We start from the raw sequence: 16,417 nt of genomic DNA, 5'->3' as shown, positions 1-16,417 counted from the left end.
GAGCGTTGTAATGGTGGAGAAGAAGTTGCAGGCAGTACAGAAGGTCGCCGAAAACGAGGCTGATACGGATAGTCGCGTCGCGGATGCGCGCGCAGAAGTAGATGCACAGCTTGCGGAACTGCGCGCTGAAATCGCGCGGCTGACGGAAGCGGTTTCGGCGATCGGAACAGGAACGAAGGCCGTCGTTCACAGCGAGGCGGAATTGTTGGCCGAGCGTGTCCGCGAGCGGGTGCGTACCGAGCCACTGTCGACCCTGGCAGTGGTCGCCGGCGCTTCCTTCCTGTTCGGTCTTCTGTCCCGGCGGTAGCGGCGGACCTTCGGCCGCGACCCGGTATGGAGGGCGGGCCCCGGCGATATCGGGTCGATCGGAGGCCGTCAATGTTACCTCGGATACATCGCGGCGGACGGTCTGGAGAGATAATGAACGCAGGTTGGAGTTGCAACGGTTGTATTAGCATTCTGTTAACCAGCCTATGGCTCAATCGATCGTGACCCGTTATCATCGGGATGTATCGTGTGATCCAGACCATCAACATCCGGGCGACCGGAAGAAGGAGCAAACGAGAAAAGCGCGCCTGTCCAGGCAAGACCTGGGAAAATGCGCTGGCCCGAGAACGGGCAGGGTGAAATCTGTACGGTAGTTCATCCGTCTCAAGACGTTGTGGAGACGAGCATGGCAGACGTGATCAGAATGCAAGACCGCAAGGTTCGCATCCCACCACGCAGACCTCCGGCCATATCGGGCGGAGCCAAGGTTCTTCTGTTCACCGGCATCCGCTACGAGCGCCTCGACGGCCGCGATCCGCAGCCGACGGCACCCGATGGGCGTCGGATCAAGAAGCAGTAGTTCTGCCGAACTGACGGCGTCGGCGGGCGGCGATGGCCGCGCGCGTTCACTTGGATCCGCGTGCACACGAACCCGCGCAGATGAACCGAAGTCCGGGTCCCTTCCACCACATCCTTCAAAACAATGAGCCCGCTGCTTCGAACCGGCGGTGAAGTTTATTCGTTGCGGCGCCCCTTTGTGCGCTAGCACTACCGGCGATTAGCGCCGGAACGGTTCGCAGGTCGATTCCGCCAGGAAGTTGCGGACCTGTTCCTCGAAGCTGTCGACCGGTGCCATCGCTCTCAGCACCGCATAGCCGTCCAGTTCCTTCATCTCGACCATGATCGATTGTGCAAGTGCCTCGGGTGGAGACTTGCGCAATTCTACCAGCTGGATCGGGGTCGCCACGACAAGATCGAGCCTGCCGTTGACCGCCGTGTGGTCGTTCATGCTGAAGACTTCGTTGGAATTGCTGTCGAACACCGCAAGCGACCAGAAAGGCACGCTGCCGCTGGCAAGGAAGCGCGCCGGCCCGTCGGTGATCGAAAAGCTGCAGACGGCCGTTCTGAGATAGGGGTCGTCATTGGCAAGGCCGGTTGAACCCGGCGTGCTTGTCAGGGCAAAGAAACTGTCCATTTCAAGCAGGCCGAGCACGCGGGTATAGGCATCGCGGCCAGTAAATTGCGGCAGCGCCAGCACAATGATGATGTGCAGGAGGGCGGCGCCGACGAGGCCGAGGATCGACACGAACAACACGCTACGCATCGCCGCACCCCGTCTTGTGGATGACAGGCATGGCAAGATCGATCAGGCCCGACGAGCCTGCGGTCGGCGTGTCGAGCAGCGTCAGCACAAGGCGGAAAGTGCCCGAATGGCGCACGGCAAGCCAGTTGTCGGGCTGCGCGTTCGGCGACACGTGGATCGAGAAATTGCTGCTTTCGCCACGCAGCACCGTCCAGGAGTTGAGCGCGGAGGGCAGGTCGGAGCCAGGGCGCAGCGGCAGGCCGTCGGCGTTGGCCGCGTAGATCGTCCAGAAGCGCGCCTGTGGTGTGAGGCCGGTGACGTCATAGGAGCAGGCGGCCTGGAGCTTTTCGCCCTTGTCGTCGGTCTGGGCGACAAACATCAGCCCTTCGGCGCCGCCATAAAGGAGTTCTCCGGCACGCGCCCGGTGCGCCTTTGCGTAGGGGTCGGCATTGGCCGTCTGGGCGTCGGGAAAGGCAACCCAGGGGCCGATTGCAATCGCGCCGAAACCGACCGTTGCCTTCAGCGCCCAAACGGCCGACGCAATGCCGCCGCCGAAGGCGATGGCAAGGCAGAGAGCGACGAGGAGGGGAATTCGGAACAAGGGCAACTCTATCGGATACTGTCTCGCGGCGGCCTACCGTCGCCATACTGCATTATCTCGCCGAAATCGACGTCCGGTGCAACGGGAAGGGTAGAGCGGCTCTCCGCCTCATCGCAGGGCTGCAGCCGCCTGCCTTTCCAGGAGACCTTAGTTGCTGGCAGCATTGGGATCGGCCTGTCCAGTCTGCTTTTCTTCTGCGCCCAAGGCAGCGAGCCTGCCGCCGGTCTTTTCGGGCGCCTTCAGCGCCGGAGCCTTTTCGAAGGTCTCACCGATCGTGCGGAGCAGACGCGTGACATCGGTTGACAGCGAGCGTGGCCGGATGAGCGGCGGCAGCGCGTTTTCATCCGGTTTTGCCGTTGCGACCTCGGGCTCTTTGGCCGGCGTAGGTTGAGGCGCAGTGATGCCGGGGATTGCGCGGTGCTCGATGCCCTGTTCGGCATAGTCCATCAGCCGCTTGAAGGTCATGGCGGGCAGTGAGCCGCCGGTCATGTTGTTGGTCGAGGTATAGTCGTCGTTGCCGAACCAGACAGCGGTCGTGTAGTCGCCGGTAAAGCCGACGAACCAGGCATCGCGATAGGCCTGCGTCGTGCCGGTCTTGCCGCCGACGACGATGCCGTTGTCGAGCGCTGCCTTGCGGGCCGTGCCGATGATCGGGATCTGCGTCAGCATGGAGTTCATCGAGGCGTTGGCGCTTTCCGAGAGCACACGCAGGGCCGGCGGTTCGTCGCGTCCGAAGTCGTAAAGAATATCGCCGTCGTAATTGAGAACCTGGCTGATCCCGTGGCGGCGCGACCGCACGCCGCCGGCCGGAAACACCGAATAGGCCGTCGCCTGATCGAGCACTGTTACTTCCGACGTGCCGAGCGGCATGGTCTTGTCGGTGCGGATCGGGGTCTCGATGCCCATGTTCTTAGCAGTCTGGGCGATCAGTTCGGTGCCGAGCTTGTCCTTGGCGAGCCGCACCGGGATCGTGTTGATCGACTTGGCGATCGCCGTCAGGATGGTGATGCGGCCGGCATAGCTGCGGCCATAATTCTGGGGCGACCAGCCGCGCCAGGTGATCGGTGCATCGACGACAACCGTTTCCGGTGTCATGCCCTTTTCCATCGCCGCAGCGTAGGTATAGACCTTGAAGGAGGAGCCCGGCTGACGCAGCGCGCGGGTGGCGCGGTTGAACTGGCTCTCGCCATAGTCTCGTCCGCCGACCATGGCGCGCACCGCCCCACCGTTCTCGATCATGACGAGCGCGCCCTGCTTCACATGGTAGCTTTCACCATATTGCCGCAGGCTCGCTTCAACCGAGTCCTCCGCAGCGTTCTGCAATCCCATGTCGATGGTGGTGCGCACGATCAGCGAATGTTGTGCGAAGGGGCGAGCGATGCGTTGGACCTCGTCGAACGCCCAGTCGAGGAAGAAATCAGGCGCCTTCACCTGGGCGCGGTCGATGATCGATGCGGGGTTGAGCCGGGCAGCGATCACCTGGCCTTCGGTCATCAGGCCACCCTGTACGAGGTTGGTCAGAACCTCGTTGGCGCGCCCGCGAGCCGCTGGCAGGTTGACATGCGGCGCATAGCGCGCCGGCGCCTTGAACAGGCCGGCAAGCATCGCCGATTCCGCCAGGTTGACGTCGGTGATCGACTTGCCGAAATAGAACTGTGCCGCCGCCGCCGCGCCGAACGTGCCGCCGCCCATATAGGCGCGGTCGAGATAGAGCCTCAGGATTTCCTTCTTCGACAGGTTGCATTCGAGCCAGACGGCAAGGAAGGCTTCCTTGATCTTGCGTTCGATCGTACGCTCGTTGGAAAGGAAGAGGTTCTTGGCGAGCTGCTGGGTGAGCGTCGAGCCACCCTGGACGACACCGCCGGCCCGGGCATTCTCGGTCATGGCGCGGGCAAGCCCGAGGAAGTCGATGCCCCAATGGTCGAAGAAACGACGGTCCTCGGTCGCCAGCACCGCCTTGATCAGATGGTCAGGCAATTCGTCGATCGGGACCGAATCTTCGTGAATAATGCCGCGATGGCCGATTTCGTTGCCGTAGCGGTCGAGGAAGGTCACGGCGAAGTCGCTCTGGGCGCGCCAGTTGCCCTTGGTTTCCTCAAACGCCGGAAGCGCCAGAGCCAGCATCAGCACCGAGCCGACGGTGCCCCAGGTCATGCCCTCGCCGAGGATTTCGAAGACGACCTTTTTCCAGCCCGTGACGCGGAAGCGCCGAAAGAAGATGGTGGTATCTTCCCACCACTGTGCCAGCTTGAAACCGGCGTTCCAGACCGTCGAATCGATCCAGGAGTCGATCCTGAGAAAGATATGCCGCTTCCTCGGCCGGTTATCGTCTTTCCTCGGTTCCCGCACGGTCTCAACGTCCTGAAGGCTTCGTGGCATCATGCCGGCGCCGCGTAATATTTGCACGGCGTCAAATTCCAATCTACTTGCATATCGCTTCGCCGGCCTTAAAAAACCGGCAATTTTCTGCGAAATTTCTCTGCTGCGTGTTTCCCTTGGGCGTGGCCGTTGAAAGGACGAAACAGGCAGCAACTCAAATTGCTACTGCGACCCTTATGCGTCTGATAGATGTGCGGTGCAGTAGCGCGACCGATTTGACGAAAGTGTGATGGCGATGGGCGAAATGCCTTTCTGGAAGGCGAAGAGCCTTGAGGACATGACCAATGCGGAGTGGGAAAGCCTCTGCGATGGCTGCGGCCTCTGTTGTCTCAACAAGCTTGAGGACTGGGATACCGGCGAGATCGCCTGGACCGCGATCCGATGCACGCTGCTCGACGGCGAGAGCTGTCGATGCAAGGACTATCCGAACCGGCAGGCGACGGTGCCTGACTGCATCCAGCTGACGCCCAAGGCGGTGCGCGAAATCACCTGGTTGCCGCCAACCTGCGGCTACCGGCTGGTTGCCGAGGGGCGCGATCTCTACTGGTGGCACCCGCTGGTATCGGGCGATCCGGAGACGGTGCATGCGGCGGGCATTTCGGTGCGCGGCCGCACCGTTGCCGAGGACGGTATCGATGTCGAGGACTACGAGGACTATCTCGTGACCTGGCCCCTGGAAGTGGGTGAAGAAAGCGTGGAGTGAGAGCGGCTTGGCGCCGGCTTCGCAATCAATCCGCGAGCCCGGTCCTGGCGTGCTGATCTGCGCCGCCAAGTATAGGATGGCTCTGCTCGATCGGGGGAGGGTGCCACTTACTAGTGGCTGCCGCCGTTCTTCTTGACGAGGCTCTTCGGCGCGACGTTGCGCCACGCCGTTTCCATCGACTGACGAATGAGATCCTCGTCCGCCTGGACAAAGTAAAGCGAAGTCCAGCCGCGATCACCCCAGCCGCCAGGAACAGCGGCACAGACGCCCGGCTCCATTTCCAGAAGCATGCGCTGCTGATCCGGTGTGAACTTGAAGACAGCACGACCGGCTTCCGGCAAAGTCATGAAAATACGCTTGCCAACGCGGAAGTCCCGCGTTCCGAAATGCGCATTCTCCTCCGTGCCCGGCAGGCTCAGCGCCAGTTTTTCGATCTCTTCGCTCAGCATGGCGGAAAGAGTAACATGCTTTTGCCGAATGGCAAAAAGGCTGAAAATCACCACAGAAATTGAAGGGATGCGGCCGCGAACACGGCCGTTGATCATGGTACGGTGCGGATCAAACGGTCCTCAGTTGGAGGGCTTGTCAGCGAGTACGCCGCACAGTCCGGTATAAAACAGCCGGCGACATACTCGATGCCGACCGGCCCCAATGCCAATACCCCCGGGAGCGGATCCCGGCCGAGCGGATGCATCGTGCCTTGGGTATATGGCAGCCGATGGTGCGTCAGCGCGCCACCGACTTCAGCCTTATTCTGCCGGCTGAGCCGGTTTCGGCGCTGCCTGGCTCGCTGCGCGCATCTCACGCCATTCGCTTTCGAAACGGTCGAGCAGCGATTGCGGTACCTTGGACTGCTGAGATGCGGCCTGGTTGTTTGCGAGCGTCTGCATTCGGTCCTCCCGGGTCTGTGACGGTTTCATGAACTTTGATGTCGCGGACAATTTCACATCGTAAAGGCTTTGTAAATCAGTGGCTTAAATCATTTAAACGATTGAAAAATATTTAAATCGATTAATTTTTCGTTGATCCACAGCCCTCTGTCAATTCACAGATGTGGCGGTGCAGATGCGACTAAATTGGCTGTTCTTTTGAAGTAATTTTGCGGACGTCTGGTCTTGCGCGTGAGTGTCTATTGTCACGTAGTCAGAGCCAACAGGATGTGCCGAACGTCGGCATGCTCGCGCCCTACGGCGCCGCACGTCTTGTTAGACGCGCAAAGGTCGCTGTGTCCCTTGAATTGCTGCCTGTTTCCTTTTATCGACGACCACCAAACATGCAGTGCGTGGCGAAAGTCATCGTTAATGAAATCGAAGGGTGTAAGGGGTTTAGTCCGGTTGCCGGAATCAGGACGCGATCAACTTGACTCAACTTCGCAGAGTGCCGACTCAACTTTCGAACGATCGCCATCAAGGGATTCAAAGGAATCGGGAATCGCTTCCTGCTCGACGTGCCGTCTCAGCGCTCGGGCTACGAGCTGTGGGGCGGATGCCCTGGCCGTGTCGACACGCCTGCGCCGACTTCTGAATTCTAGCGAAACATACTTAACAAAAGACTGATTTCCGCAAGGTGGCAACCAGGGCTGGCTAGCGGCGAGCCCTATTGTCTCAGCAGCCGCAGCGGTGAAACTGTCGCAGGAAGCGGCTATCGTTAGCAGAACGGGGCCCGGTCCCGGGTTTCGTCCGGGATGGAATCACTGCAATCTAGGGTCGGATTTCCGGTGAGGTCGATGGGTTGTCGAATGGGCAGCTGGCGGCTCAAAAGGCCGACATTCATTTGCCATTCAGCCTCGTTCGTTTATTGCTTCTTGCCATGATGCTTCCCAAGTCGAAAGTGCGTTCATGTCTTCACCAGTGATCATAGCCGCGCTTGCTGCAGGCCTCGCGGGCTTCAATCCGCCGGCGGTCAGCGTGCCGTCGGATATTGTCGTTCGTGTGGCCGGCGATTGCAGTGCGGCTGCCGCACAGGTCGTTGCCGACACTGGCGGCGAACTGCTGTCTGCTCAGCCGACGTCCGATGGCCAGTGCGTGATCACGGTGCTCGTTCCCGGTAACGGCGGGCGCCCGAAGAAGGTAACCGTCAAGGTGCCGATGTAAGCTATCCCTTCAGCGTCACGCGTCTTGATCAGACGCGGCGCTGCAGCACTTCGAATGGCTGCTCGTTTTATCCTGAAATAGGCTAGGATTTGACGTAATGGCAGCAGGGATGGCCGTAAGAGGAAGTAGAGACGAATGCGCATTCTGATTGTCGAGGACGACGCCAACTTGAACCGGCAGCTCGCCGAGGTGCTGAAGGAGGCCGGCTACGTCGTCGATCAGGCCTATGATGGCGAGGAGGGGCATTACCTCGGCGACGCCGAACCCTACGATGCGGTGATCCTCGACATCGGTCTGCCGGAAATGGACGGCATCACGGTTCTGGAAAAGTGGCGCGGTGACGGCAAGACCATGCCTGTCCTGATCCTGACGGCACGTGACCGCTGGAGCGACAAGGTGGCGGGTATCGATGCCGGCGCCGACGACTATGTCGCCAAGCCCTTCCATGTCGAAGAGGTTCTCGCCCGCATCCGCGCGCTCATCCGGCGTGCCGCCGGCCATGCGAGCTCGGAGATCGTCTGCGGCCCGGTGCGACTGGATACCAAGGGTTCCAAGGCAACCGTGGATGGCGTGGCGCTGAAACTGACCTCGCACGAGTTCCGGCTGCTTTCCTATCTCATGCACCACATGGGTCAGGTGGTATCGCGCACCGAGCTGGTCGAGCATATGTACGATCAGGATTTCGACCGCGATTCCAATACGATCGAAGTGTTCATCGGCCGGCTGCGCAAGAAGATCGGCAACGACCTGATCGAAACGGTGCGCGGTCTCGGATACCGAATGCAAGCGCCGGGCAATGGCAATTAGGTCGCTCACAGCCCGCGTTCTGGCCGTATCCACCGTCTGGGCCGTCGTCGCCCTCGTCGTGATCGGGGTGGTGATTTCCGAACTCTATCGCCAGGGCTCGGAGCGCGGCTTCAAGGATCTGTTGCGGGCACAGCTTTTCAACGTCGTCAATTCGATCTCCGTCAACGAGAGGACGGTGCTGTCAGGCAGTCCGCAGCTCGGCGACCTGCGCTTCTCCCAGCCCCAGACCGGTTGGTACTGGATCGTCGATCCGATCGGCGAATTCGACACGCCGCCCCTGATCTCGACCTCGCTTGGCAACGGAAAACTGCCGATCGCAAGTGTCGACGAAGTGCCCTTCGATACCGGTTATGTCCGGTTCTACACCACCAAGGATCCGTTCGGTAACGAGGTGGAAGTCTCCGAGACCGAGGTCGTTCTCGATATCCAGGGGCACACGGCGCGCTTTCGCGTGGCCGGCAACCGCGACGTGCTCGAGGCCGACATCAACCGCTTCACCCGCAATCTGACGATCGCGCTCTCCATCTTCGGCCTTGGCGGCCTTGGCGTGAATGCGCTCACCATTCTCTTTGGCCTCAGGCCGCTCGACCAGGTGCGCCGTTCGCTGGAAAAGATCCGGGCCGGCGAGAGCGAACGGCTCGACGGAGCCTTCCCGCGCGAGATCCAGCCGCTCGCCAACGAGGTCAACGCCTTGATCGACAGCAACCGGCGTATTGTCGAGCGCGCGCGCATGCAGGTGGGCAATCTCGCGCATTCACTGAAGACGCCGATTGCCGTCCTGCTCAATGAGGCGCGCGTACTTGAAGCCTCGCATGGCGAACTGGTCAGGAGCCAGGTCGACGCGATGCAGACGCAGGTCCAGTCCTATCTCAGCCGTGCGCGCATCGCCGCACAGCGGGAATCGGTTCTGGCGAGGACCGAGGCCCAGCCGGCACTGGAGCGGCTCGTCCGCGTCATGCGCAAGCTCAATCCGGAAAAGCAGGTGCACCTGTCGATCAACCCGCCTGGGCTGGTCCTTGCGATGGAGCTGCAGGATGTCGAGGAAACCGTCGGCAACTTGCTTGAAAATGCGGCGCGTCATGCCCGCGGCGAGGTCTGGTTGAACGTCCGGCCGGCGCCGAGCGAAGTGCACGCCAAGGAGCCCGGCCGTCAGTGGATCGTGCTCGATGTCGACGACGACGGGCCGGGGCTCGATCCCGATCAGATTGCGCTCGCAATGAAACGTGGCAAGAGGCTCGATGAAAGCAAGCCCGGAACGGGGCTCGGCCTGTCCATCGTCAGCGAAATCGTGCGGGAATACCAGGGAAACATCGCGCTCTCGCGGCGAGACGAAGGGGGATTGCGCGCGCAACTGGTCCTTCCGGCTGCGGTTTAGAGGGGGATCGGAAAGTCAGTGCTGGTTGCTTCGGCAGCGGTTCCAGCCTGGCAATGCTCGCAATCTGGGTCACGCGATAGAAATCATCGTGATCTTGGTGACACACCGGTGCTCGAAAATGTCACACATGGAGGACCTGCCGTTGCCTCGGCCGGCAGGGAATGCCAAAAGAAAATCAAGGACAAGTCGTTGTTTGGCCCGAATGTATAGGGCTATGGAACACGGCTTCGGATAGAAATGGTTGAGCGTCGCGGATCATGATGAACCAGGCAGAAATGACACGGGCATTTGTCGTCGGCGGCAGGATCGCGGTGATTGCGTCGGCTGTGGCGCTTGCCGGTTGCGGCACGACCGCGGGCAAGAGCGGCGCGTCGGCCCTCGGTTCGACCGCGACACGTGGAGTGTCATCGACAGCCTATATCGCGGCACTTCAGGGTGGCGTTATCGGTCGGCTGGCGGACCTCGACATCGGGACCTCCGATCGCCAGCGCGCACTCGAGGCGGAGTATCGCGCGCTTGAGGCTGCCCCTGGAGGCCAGCCGGTCGAGTGGGTCGGGCGCGGCGTGAACGGTTCGGTCGTCGCTGCCGCACCCTACCAGGTCGGATCGCAGAACTGCCGTCAGTACAGCCACACGGTGACCGTCAAAGGTCAACCGAAGACGGCACGCGGTGCTGCCTGCCGCAATGCCGACGGCAGCTGGACGCCGCTGACCTGAGCAATCGAAAGCGCCGGCAAACGTCTGCAGGCCTCGTTGCCCTGCGCCTTGCGGCGAAACGCCTCAAATCTCCGTCAGTACGGGTTTTCGAGTTGGAATGACATGGGGGCCATAGTATTGAGCGTCCATGTTGTTCTGGATCCTTGTCGCCACGCTGACGGCGGCCGTTGCCGTCGTGCTCATCCTCCCGCTGATGCGGGCAGGCGAGCCTCCATCGTCTCCCCATAGTCATGACATCGAGGTTTATCGCGACCAGCTCGATGAAATCAAACGCGACCAGGACAGCGGCCTGATCAACGGCGACGACGCCGAGCTTGCGCGCGCGGAAGTGGCGCGACGGCTCCTGGCGGCTGGCGAGATTGATAGAAACGGTCCGGCAGTCACCGTCCCTCGACGCGGAATGAACCGCTGGGCCCAGGCCTTCGTGCTTCTCTGTCTTCCTGCCATTGGGCTCTGTCTTTACATGCTGACGGGGAGTCCGGGCATGCAGGCGCAGCCGCTCGCCGCGCGCCTTGCCGACCCGGGCACCGACATCAACATCCTGATCGCCAAGGCTGAGAACCACTTGGCGCTGAACCCGAACGACGGCGCCGGCTGGGACCTGCTCGCGCCGATCTACATGCGCAACGGCCGCGTCGATGATGCGGTCGACGCCTATGATCGAGCCATCCGCCTGCTCGGGCCGACCGCGGCGCGGCTTGGCGGCTATGCCGAGGCGCTGGTGACGCGGTCCGACGGCCTGGTGACGACGGAGGCGCAAACGGCGCTCAAGAAGGCGCTGGCGCTTGACCCCAATGATCCGCGTTCCGAATTCTACCTTGCGCTCGGGCTCAAGCAGGAGGGCAAGAAGGACGAGGCGCTGGCGGCCTTCGACAGGCTGATTGCGATTTCGTCTGCCGATGCTCCGTGGTTGCCGCTCGTCAGGCAGCACGTCGCCGAACTCACAGGAGCGAGTGCCGGCGGTGCGCCGGGCAATCCCAGTGCTGAGGATGTCGCTGCGGCCGAGAGCATGAGTGCCGGCGACCGCCAGGAGATGATCCGCGGCATGGTCGAAAGTCTTGAAAGCCGGCTGAAGGAAAATCCTGATAATCTTGAAGGATGGGCACGGCTGATCCGTTCCCATGTTGTCCTCGATCAACGAGACAAGGCGGCAGTGGCATTAAAGGAAGGGCTGAAGGCCTTCCCGGCCGATGGCGATGGCGGCAAGCAGCTGCTCGCGCTCGCGCGTGAACTCGGGATTGCGACCGACGGAGAAACGCAGTGACTCGCAAACAAAAAAGATTGGCCATTATCGGCGGCGGTGTCGGCTTTCTCGTCCTTGCCGCCTTTCTCGTGATGTTCGCATTCAGCCAGGCGATCGCCTATTTCTACGTGCCGAGCGATCTCGCCAAGGCCAACCTGGCCCCCGGCACCCGCATTCGCCTCGGCGGCGTGGTTGAGACGGGATCGGTCAAGCGCGGTGACGGCAAGACGGTTACCTTCACCGTCACCGACACGTTGAGCGGGGTGCCGGTCACCTATACGGGCATTCTGCCCGACCTCTTCCGGGAAGGGCAGGGCGTCGTGACGGAAGGGACCTTCGTCGCCGGGAGCTCGGTGTTTGTCGCGGACTCGGTGCTTGCCAAGCATGACGAGACTTATATGCCCAAGGATGTTGCGGACCGCCTGAAGGCGCAGGGTGTAGAGCTCAGCGGGAAGGAAACCATCCGATGATCATCGAGCTTGGCCATTATGCGTTGGTTCTGGCGCTGGCGACTGCGGTCATCCAGGCCGCCCTGCCGATCCTCGGGGCGCGACTGAACGATCGTGGACTGATGGAGCTGGCGTCGAGCGCCGCGGTTGCCTGCTTCCTGCTCGTTGCTTTCGCCTTTGCAGTCCTCACCTTCGCCTATGTGACCTCGGACTTCTCTGTCCGCAATGTCTGGGAAAACTCCCATTCCTTGAAGCCGCTGATCTACAAGATCTCCGGCGTCTGGGGGAACCATGAAGGCTCGATGCTGCTCTGGCTGCTGATTCTGACCTTCTTTTCAGCGCTGGTTGCCGCCTTCGGTCGCAATCTGCCGGAAACGCTGAAGGCGAATGTGCTTGCCGTCCAGGCCTGGATTGCCGCAGCCTTCGCCCTCTTCATCCTTCTGACCTCCAACCCGTTTGCGCGCCTGATGCCGGCTCCGGGCGAAGGCAAGGACCTGAACCCGATCCTGCAGGATGTCGGCCTCGCCATCCATCCGCCGCTGCTCTATCTCGGTTATGTCGGTTTCTCCGTCTGCTTCTCCTTCGCGATTGCAGCCCTGATCGAGGGCCGCATCGACGCCGCCTGGGCGCGCTGGGTGCGTCCCTGGACGCTGGCCGCCTGGACCTTCCTCACCGCTGGCATCTCCATGGGCTCCTACTGGGCCTATTACGAGCTCGGCTGGGGTGGCTGGTGGTTCTGGGACCCGGTCGAAAACGCTTCCTTCATGCCCTGGCTTGCAGGCACGGCGCTGCTGCATTCGGCGCTCGTCATGGAGAAACGCGAGGCGCTGAAGATCTGGACCGTGCTTCTGGCGATCATGACCTTCTCGCTGTCGCTGCTTGGCACCTTCCTGGTTCGCTCAGGCGTGCTGACCTCCGTGCACGCCTTTGCCACCGATCCGACGCGCGGCATCTTCATCCTTGCCATCCTCGTCTTCTTCATCGGCGGCGCGTTTTCCCTGTTCGCCCTGCGCGTCTCACACCTGAAGGCCGGCGGCATCTTCGCGCCGATCTCGCGAGAGGGTGCGCTGGTCTTCAACAACCTCATCCTGACGACAGCAACCGCAACGGTTTTGACCGGAACGCTTTATCCGCTGGTGCTCGAAGCCTTGACCGGCGACAAGATCTCCGTCGGCCCGCCGTTCTTCAACATGACCTTTGGCCTGTTGATGCTGCCGCTGCTGTTTGCGGTGCCCTTTGGCCCGCTGCTTGCCTGGAAGCGTGGCGATCTGGCCGGCGTGTCCCAACGGCTCTTCACGTCGGTCGCGATCGGTCTCGTCTTCGGCGCCGCCTATTACTACGCGATGAATGGCGGCCCGGTGCTTGCGGTTTTCGGCATCGCCCTTGGCGTCTACCTGATTGCAGGTTCGCTGACCGATCTGGCCCTGCGCTCGGGGTTCGGCAAGGTCGCGGGCAATGTGGCCTGGAAGCGCTTCTCCGGCCTGCCGCGTTCCGCTTTCGGTACGGCGCTTGCCCATATCGGTCTCGGCGTGACGATGATCGGTATCGTCGCCGTCTCCGCCTTCGAGACCGAGACGGTGGTCGAGATGAAACCCGGCATGACCGTGGACGCCGGTGGTTACACGCTGCGCTTCGACGGCATGCGCAATGGCAGCGGGCCGAACTATTCGGAGGAATCCGGGCACTTCACCATCAGCCGCGGCGGCGTTGCCGTCAGCGAGGCGTGGTCGTCCAAGCGCCTCTACCAGGCGCGCCGGATGCCGACGACGGAGGCTGGCATCCGGACCTTTGGCCTCAGCCAGCTCTACGTATCGCTCGGGGACCAGATCAGCGAAGGCGGCATTGTCGTTCGCATCTGGTGGAAGCCGATGATCTTGTGCATCTGGGGTGGAACGCTCTTCATGATGGCCGGTGGCTTCGTTTCGCTCAGCGATCGTCGCCTGCGTGTCGGTGCTCCGGCGCGGGCCAAACGGCCAAAGGCTGTACCGATGGGGGCTGCGGAATGACCCGGTTGCTGCTCGCACTCCTCCTGTTTATCGCGCCCGTCGGTTCGGCTTTTGCAGTCACGCCCGACGAGGTGCTTGCCGATCCGGCGCTGGAAGCGCGGGCGCGAGCGATCTCGGCAGAACTGCGCTGCATGGTCTGCCAGAACCAGTCGATCGACGATTCCAATGCAGAGCTTGCCAAGGACCTGCGGGTGTTGGTGCGCGAGCGGCTGGTAAACGGCGACAGCGACAAAGCCGTCATCGACTATGTCGTGTCACGTTACGGCGAATTCGTGCTGTTGAAGCCGCGCTTCGAGACGAAGACGCTGATCCTTTGGGGCATGCCGGCAGCTCTCTTGCTGATCGGCGCCGTCACCCTCGTCATTGCGTCCCGTAGGCGTGCCAGCCAGGCCAAGGGAACGCCGCTTTCCGAGGACGAGAAGGAAAAGCTGAAGAAGCTGCTTCAGCGCTGACCGCTTCCGCAAACGAAGCGATGGCGATCGTCGCTTCCCGCTCCTTTGCAGGGCAACATCCTGAAATTGCTGGAGATCGCTCCCGTTGGAGCGGAACCCATTTGGGTCGGCACACCGTTTGGAACGGACCTGAACACGGCTCGGTTTCCCCGCCCGCAAACATTACCAAAAATTCATCTTCCGGACAGAACTCAGTAAGGTCCCATCCGTTACATCTTTCGTCATCGGCTGTTCCTCCAGTCAGTCAAACGAGCCCGCCTTCCCTGCGGCGGGTCTCGCAACCAGGTTTCGGTGCCGTCCCCGACGGCATCAAGGAAGAGAAAAGGCAAAACGGATGTTTACGACCAAATCCCTACGTCCCTCGCTCAAGACCGTTCTGAAGACCTCGACCGTTGCGGGTCTTGCTGCCGTCATGCTGACCTCGGGTCTGCCGGCAACCATCTCGCAGTCCTTTGCGGAAGCGGTCAAAGTGGAGGCGCCGTCGGTGCCGAGCTTTGCCAATGTCGTAGAGGCGGTTTCGCCCGCCGTCGTCTCGGTCCGTGTCCAGTCGCGCGTCAATCCGGTTTCCGAGGAAGGCAACAACTTCACCTTCGATTTCAACGGCCGCGGTTTCGACGATCTGCCGGACGATCACCCGCTGAAGCGCTTCTTCAGGGAGTTCGGCCCGCGCGGCGATGACCGCGCCGAACGCGGTCCCGGCCGTCGTGGTCCCCACGGCGAAGGCCGCCTGCGTCCGACCTCGCAGGGATCCGGCTTCTTCATCTCCGAAGACGGCTACCTGGTGACCAACAACCACGTCGTCTCCGACGGCTCGGCCTTCACCGTGATCCTCAACGACGGCACGGAGCTCGATGCCAAGCTGATCGGCAAGGACAGCCGCACCGACCTCGCCGTTCTGAAGGTCGACGACAAGCGCAAGTTCACCTATGTCAGTTGGGCTGACGACAGCAAGGTCCGCGTCGGCGACTGGGTGGTTGCGGTCGGCAATCCGTTCGGCCTCGGCGGCACCGTGACCTCTGGCATCATCTCGGCCCGCGGCCGTGACATCGGCTCCGGCCCCTATGACGATTACCTGCAGGTCGACGCGGCCGTGAACCGTGGCAATTCCGGTGGTCCGACCTTCAACCTCTCCGGTGAAGTCGTCGGCATCAACACCGCGATCTTCTCGCCGTCGGGCGGCAATGTCGGTATCGCCTTCGCGATCCCCGCAGCGGTCGCCAAGGATGTCGTCACCGACCTCATCAAGGACGGCTCGGTCTCTCGTGGCTGGCTGGGCGTTCAGATCCAGCCGGTCACCAAGGACATCGCCGAATCGCTCGGCCTGTCGGAGGCAAGCGGTGCCCTGGTCGTCGAACCGCAGGCCGGTTCGCCGGGCGAAAAGGCGGGCATCAAGAAGGGCGACGTCGTCACCGCTCTGAATGGCGATACCGTCAAGGATCCGCGTGACCTCGCCCGCAAGGTTGCCGCCATCCGCCCTGGTACCACGGTCGATGTGGCTCTCTGGCGCAACGGCAAGTCCGAAACTGTCAAGCTCGAGATCGGGGCTCTGCCGAAAGACGACAAGGACGCCGCCAAGAGCCAGGACAGCCAGACCGACGAGGCGCAGCCCTCGAGCGAGCAGGCGCTTGCCGATCTCGGCGTCACCGTCGTGCCGTCCGATGATGGCAAGGGCGTCACCATCGCTTCGGTGGAAGAAGACTCCGACGCCGGCGACCGCGGGCTGAAGACGGGCGAGAAGATCGTCTCCGTCAACAATCAGGAAGTGAAGTCCGCCGATGACATCCTGAAGGTCATCACCGCCGCCAAGAAGGACGGCCGCAGCAAGGCGCTCTTCCAGATCGAGGCCGAAAACGGCAGCCGCTTCGTGGCCCTTCCGATCGATCAGGGCTGATCGCGGTAGGCAGTTAAATGACCGGAGCGCCGCGATTTCGATGCGATTTCGCGGCGCTCGCCGTTTGGAGCTCCGGCCAATCCGATTGTTGGGCCGGTTGCCGGGTAAGTCGAAACCGGTTGAGACAGATAG

Annotated in this window: 17 protein-coding genes; 12 read left to right on the top strand and 5 right to left on the bottom strand. The window is 61.9% G+C overall.

The window, feature by feature from the left end; genetic code table 11:
- Positions 1-10: 10 nt before the first annotated feature.
- On the top strand, positions 11-307 hold the full coding sequence (locus tag MKZ91_RS05870) for a hypothetical protein (RefSeq protein ID WP_336168973.1): 297 nt from the start codon (positions 11-13) through the stop codon (positions 305-307).
- Between the two features lie 366 nt (positions 308-673).
- Positions 674-847, top strand: a complete 174-nt coding sequence (locus MKZ91_RS05865; protein ID WP_336168971.1) for a hypothetical protein — start codon at positions 674-676, stop codon at positions 845-847.
- 198 nt (positions 848-1,045) lie between these two features.
- Here MKZ91_RS05865 and MKZ91_RS05860 read toward each other — a convergent pair whose 3' ends face one another.
- The 3 genes from MKZ91_RS05860 to MKZ91_RS05850 form a co-directional block, all read right to left on the bottom strand.
- Positions 1,046-1,591: a DUF1254 domain-containing protein gene (locus tag MKZ91_RS05860; protein ID WP_336168969.1), complete on the bottom strand. Its 546-nt coding sequence runs from the start codon at positions 1,589-1,591 to the stop codon at positions 1,046-1,048.
- On the bottom strand, positions 1,584-2,171 hold the full coding sequence (locus MKZ91_RS05855) for a DUF1214 domain-containing protein (RefSeq protein ID WP_336168966.1): 588 nt from the start codon (positions 2,169-2,171) through the stop codon (positions 1,584-1,586). The genes MKZ91_RS05860 and MKZ91_RS05855 overlap by 8 nt, the downstream gene beginning before the upstream one ends.
- Positions 2,172-2,318: 147 nt before the next feature.
- Positions 2,319-4,550 (bottom strand): transglycosylase domain-containing protein, encoded by a 2,232-nt coding sequence (locus tag MKZ91_RS05850; protein WP_336168964.1) that lies wholly within the window; start codon positions 4,548-4,550, stop codon positions 2,319-2,321.
- Positions 4,551-4,785: 235 nt separating this feature from the next.
- Between MKZ91_RS05850 and MKZ91_RS05845 the strand changes: the two genes are divergently transcribed.
- Positions 4,786-5,253 (top strand): YcgN family cysteine cluster protein, encoded by a 468-nt coding sequence (locus tag MKZ91_RS05845; protein ID WP_336169392.1) that lies wholly within the window; start codon positions 4,786-4,788, stop codon positions 5,251-5,253.
- A 110-nt stretch (positions 5,254-5,363) separates the two neighbouring features.
- On the opposite strand, the gene MKZ91_RS05840 is transcribed toward MKZ91_RS05845, so the two are convergent.
- A complete protein-coding gene (locus MKZ91_RS05840) occupies positions 5,364-5,702 on the bottom strand; it encodes an MmcQ/YjbR family DNA-binding protein (RefSeq protein WP_336168962.1) in 339 nt (112 codons plus the stop codon).
- Between the two features lie 300 nt (positions 5,703-6,002).
- Entirely contained in the window at positions 6,003-6,143 is a 141-nt protein-coding gene (locus MKZ91_RS05835) for a hypothetical protein (RefSeq protein ID WP_336168960.1), read from the bottom strand.
- A gap of 948 nt (positions 6,144-7,091) precedes the next feature.
- On the opposite strand from MKZ91_RS05835, the gene MKZ91_RS05830 reads away from it, so the two are divergent.
- The 9 genes from MKZ91_RS05830 (at position 7,092) to MKZ91_RS05790 (ending at position 16,285) form a co-directional block, all read left to right on the top strand.
- On the top strand, positions 7,092-7,346 hold the full coding sequence (locus MKZ91_RS05830) for a hypothetical protein (RefSeq protein WP_336168957.1): 255 nt from the start codon (positions 7,092-7,094) through the stop codon (positions 7,344-7,346).
- Positions 7,347-7,481: 135 nt separating this feature from the next.
- The gene (feuP, locus tag MKZ91_RS05825) at positions 7,482-8,153 is read left to right on the top strand and encodes a two-component system response regulator FeuP (RefSeq protein WP_034789361.1); all 672 of its coding nucleotides are present in this window, start codon (positions 7,482-7,484) and stop codon (positions 8,151-8,153) included.
- Positions 8,143-9,528: a HAMP domain-containing sensor histidine kinase gene (locus MKZ91_RS05820; protein WP_336168947.1), complete on the top strand. Its 1,386-nt coding sequence runs from the start codon at positions 8,143-8,145 to the stop codon at positions 9,526-9,528. The genes feuP and MKZ91_RS05820 overlap by 11 nt, the downstream gene beginning before the upstream one ends.
- Before the next feature lie 275 nt (positions 9,529-9,803).
- The gene (locus tag MKZ91_RS05815) at positions 9,804-10,244 is read left to right on the top strand and encodes a hypothetical protein (protein ID WP_336168945.1); all 441 of its coding nucleotides are present in this window, start codon (positions 9,804-9,806) and stop codon (positions 10,242-10,244) included.
- Between the two features lie 127 nt (positions 10,245-10,371).
- The gene (gene ccmI, locus MKZ91_RS05810) at positions 10,372-11,508 is read left to right on the top strand and encodes a c-type cytochrome biogenesis protein CcmI (RefSeq protein WP_336168943.1); all 1,137 of its coding nucleotides are present in this window, start codon (positions 10,372-10,374) and stop codon (positions 11,506-11,508) included.
- Positions 11,505-11,957 (top strand): cytochrome c maturation protein CcmE, encoded by a 453-nt coding sequence (gene ccmE / locus MKZ91_RS05805; RefSeq protein WP_336168941.1) that lies wholly within the window; start codon positions 11,505-11,507, stop codon positions 11,955-11,957. Before ccmI ends, ccmE begins: the two co-directional genes overlap by 4 nt.
- On the top strand, positions 11,954-13,942 hold the full coding sequence (locus tag MKZ91_RS05800) for a heme lyase CcmF/NrfE family subunit (protein WP_336168939.1): 1,989 nt from the start codon (positions 11,954-11,956) through the stop codon (positions 13,940-13,942). The genes ccmE and MKZ91_RS05800 overlap by 4 nt, the downstream gene beginning before the upstream one ends.
- The gene (locus MKZ91_RS05795; RefSeq protein WP_336168937.1) at positions 13,939-14,394 is read left to right on the top strand and encodes a cytochrome c-type biogenesis protein; all 456 of its coding nucleotides are present in this window, start codon (positions 13,939-13,941) and stop codon (positions 14,392-14,394) included. Before MKZ91_RS05800 ends, MKZ91_RS05795 begins: the two co-directional genes overlap by 4 nt.
- Before the next feature lie 334 nt (positions 14,395-14,728).
- Positions 14,729-16,285, top strand: coding sequence for a Do family serine endopeptidase (locus tag MKZ91_RS05790; RefSeq protein ID WP_336168935.1), 1,557 nt, complete (start codon positions 14,729-14,731; stop codon positions 16,283-16,285).
- Positions 16,286-16,417 lie beyond the last annotated feature (132 nt).

This window comes from Ensifer sp. MJa1, from assembly GCF_037026475.1.
Lineage (GTDB): Bacteria > Pseudomonadota > Alphaproteobacteria > Rhizobiales > Rhizobiaceae > Ensifer.
Note: the sequence above shows the minus strand (reverse complement) of the source record. Positions and strands in the feature narration are given on the sequence as shown.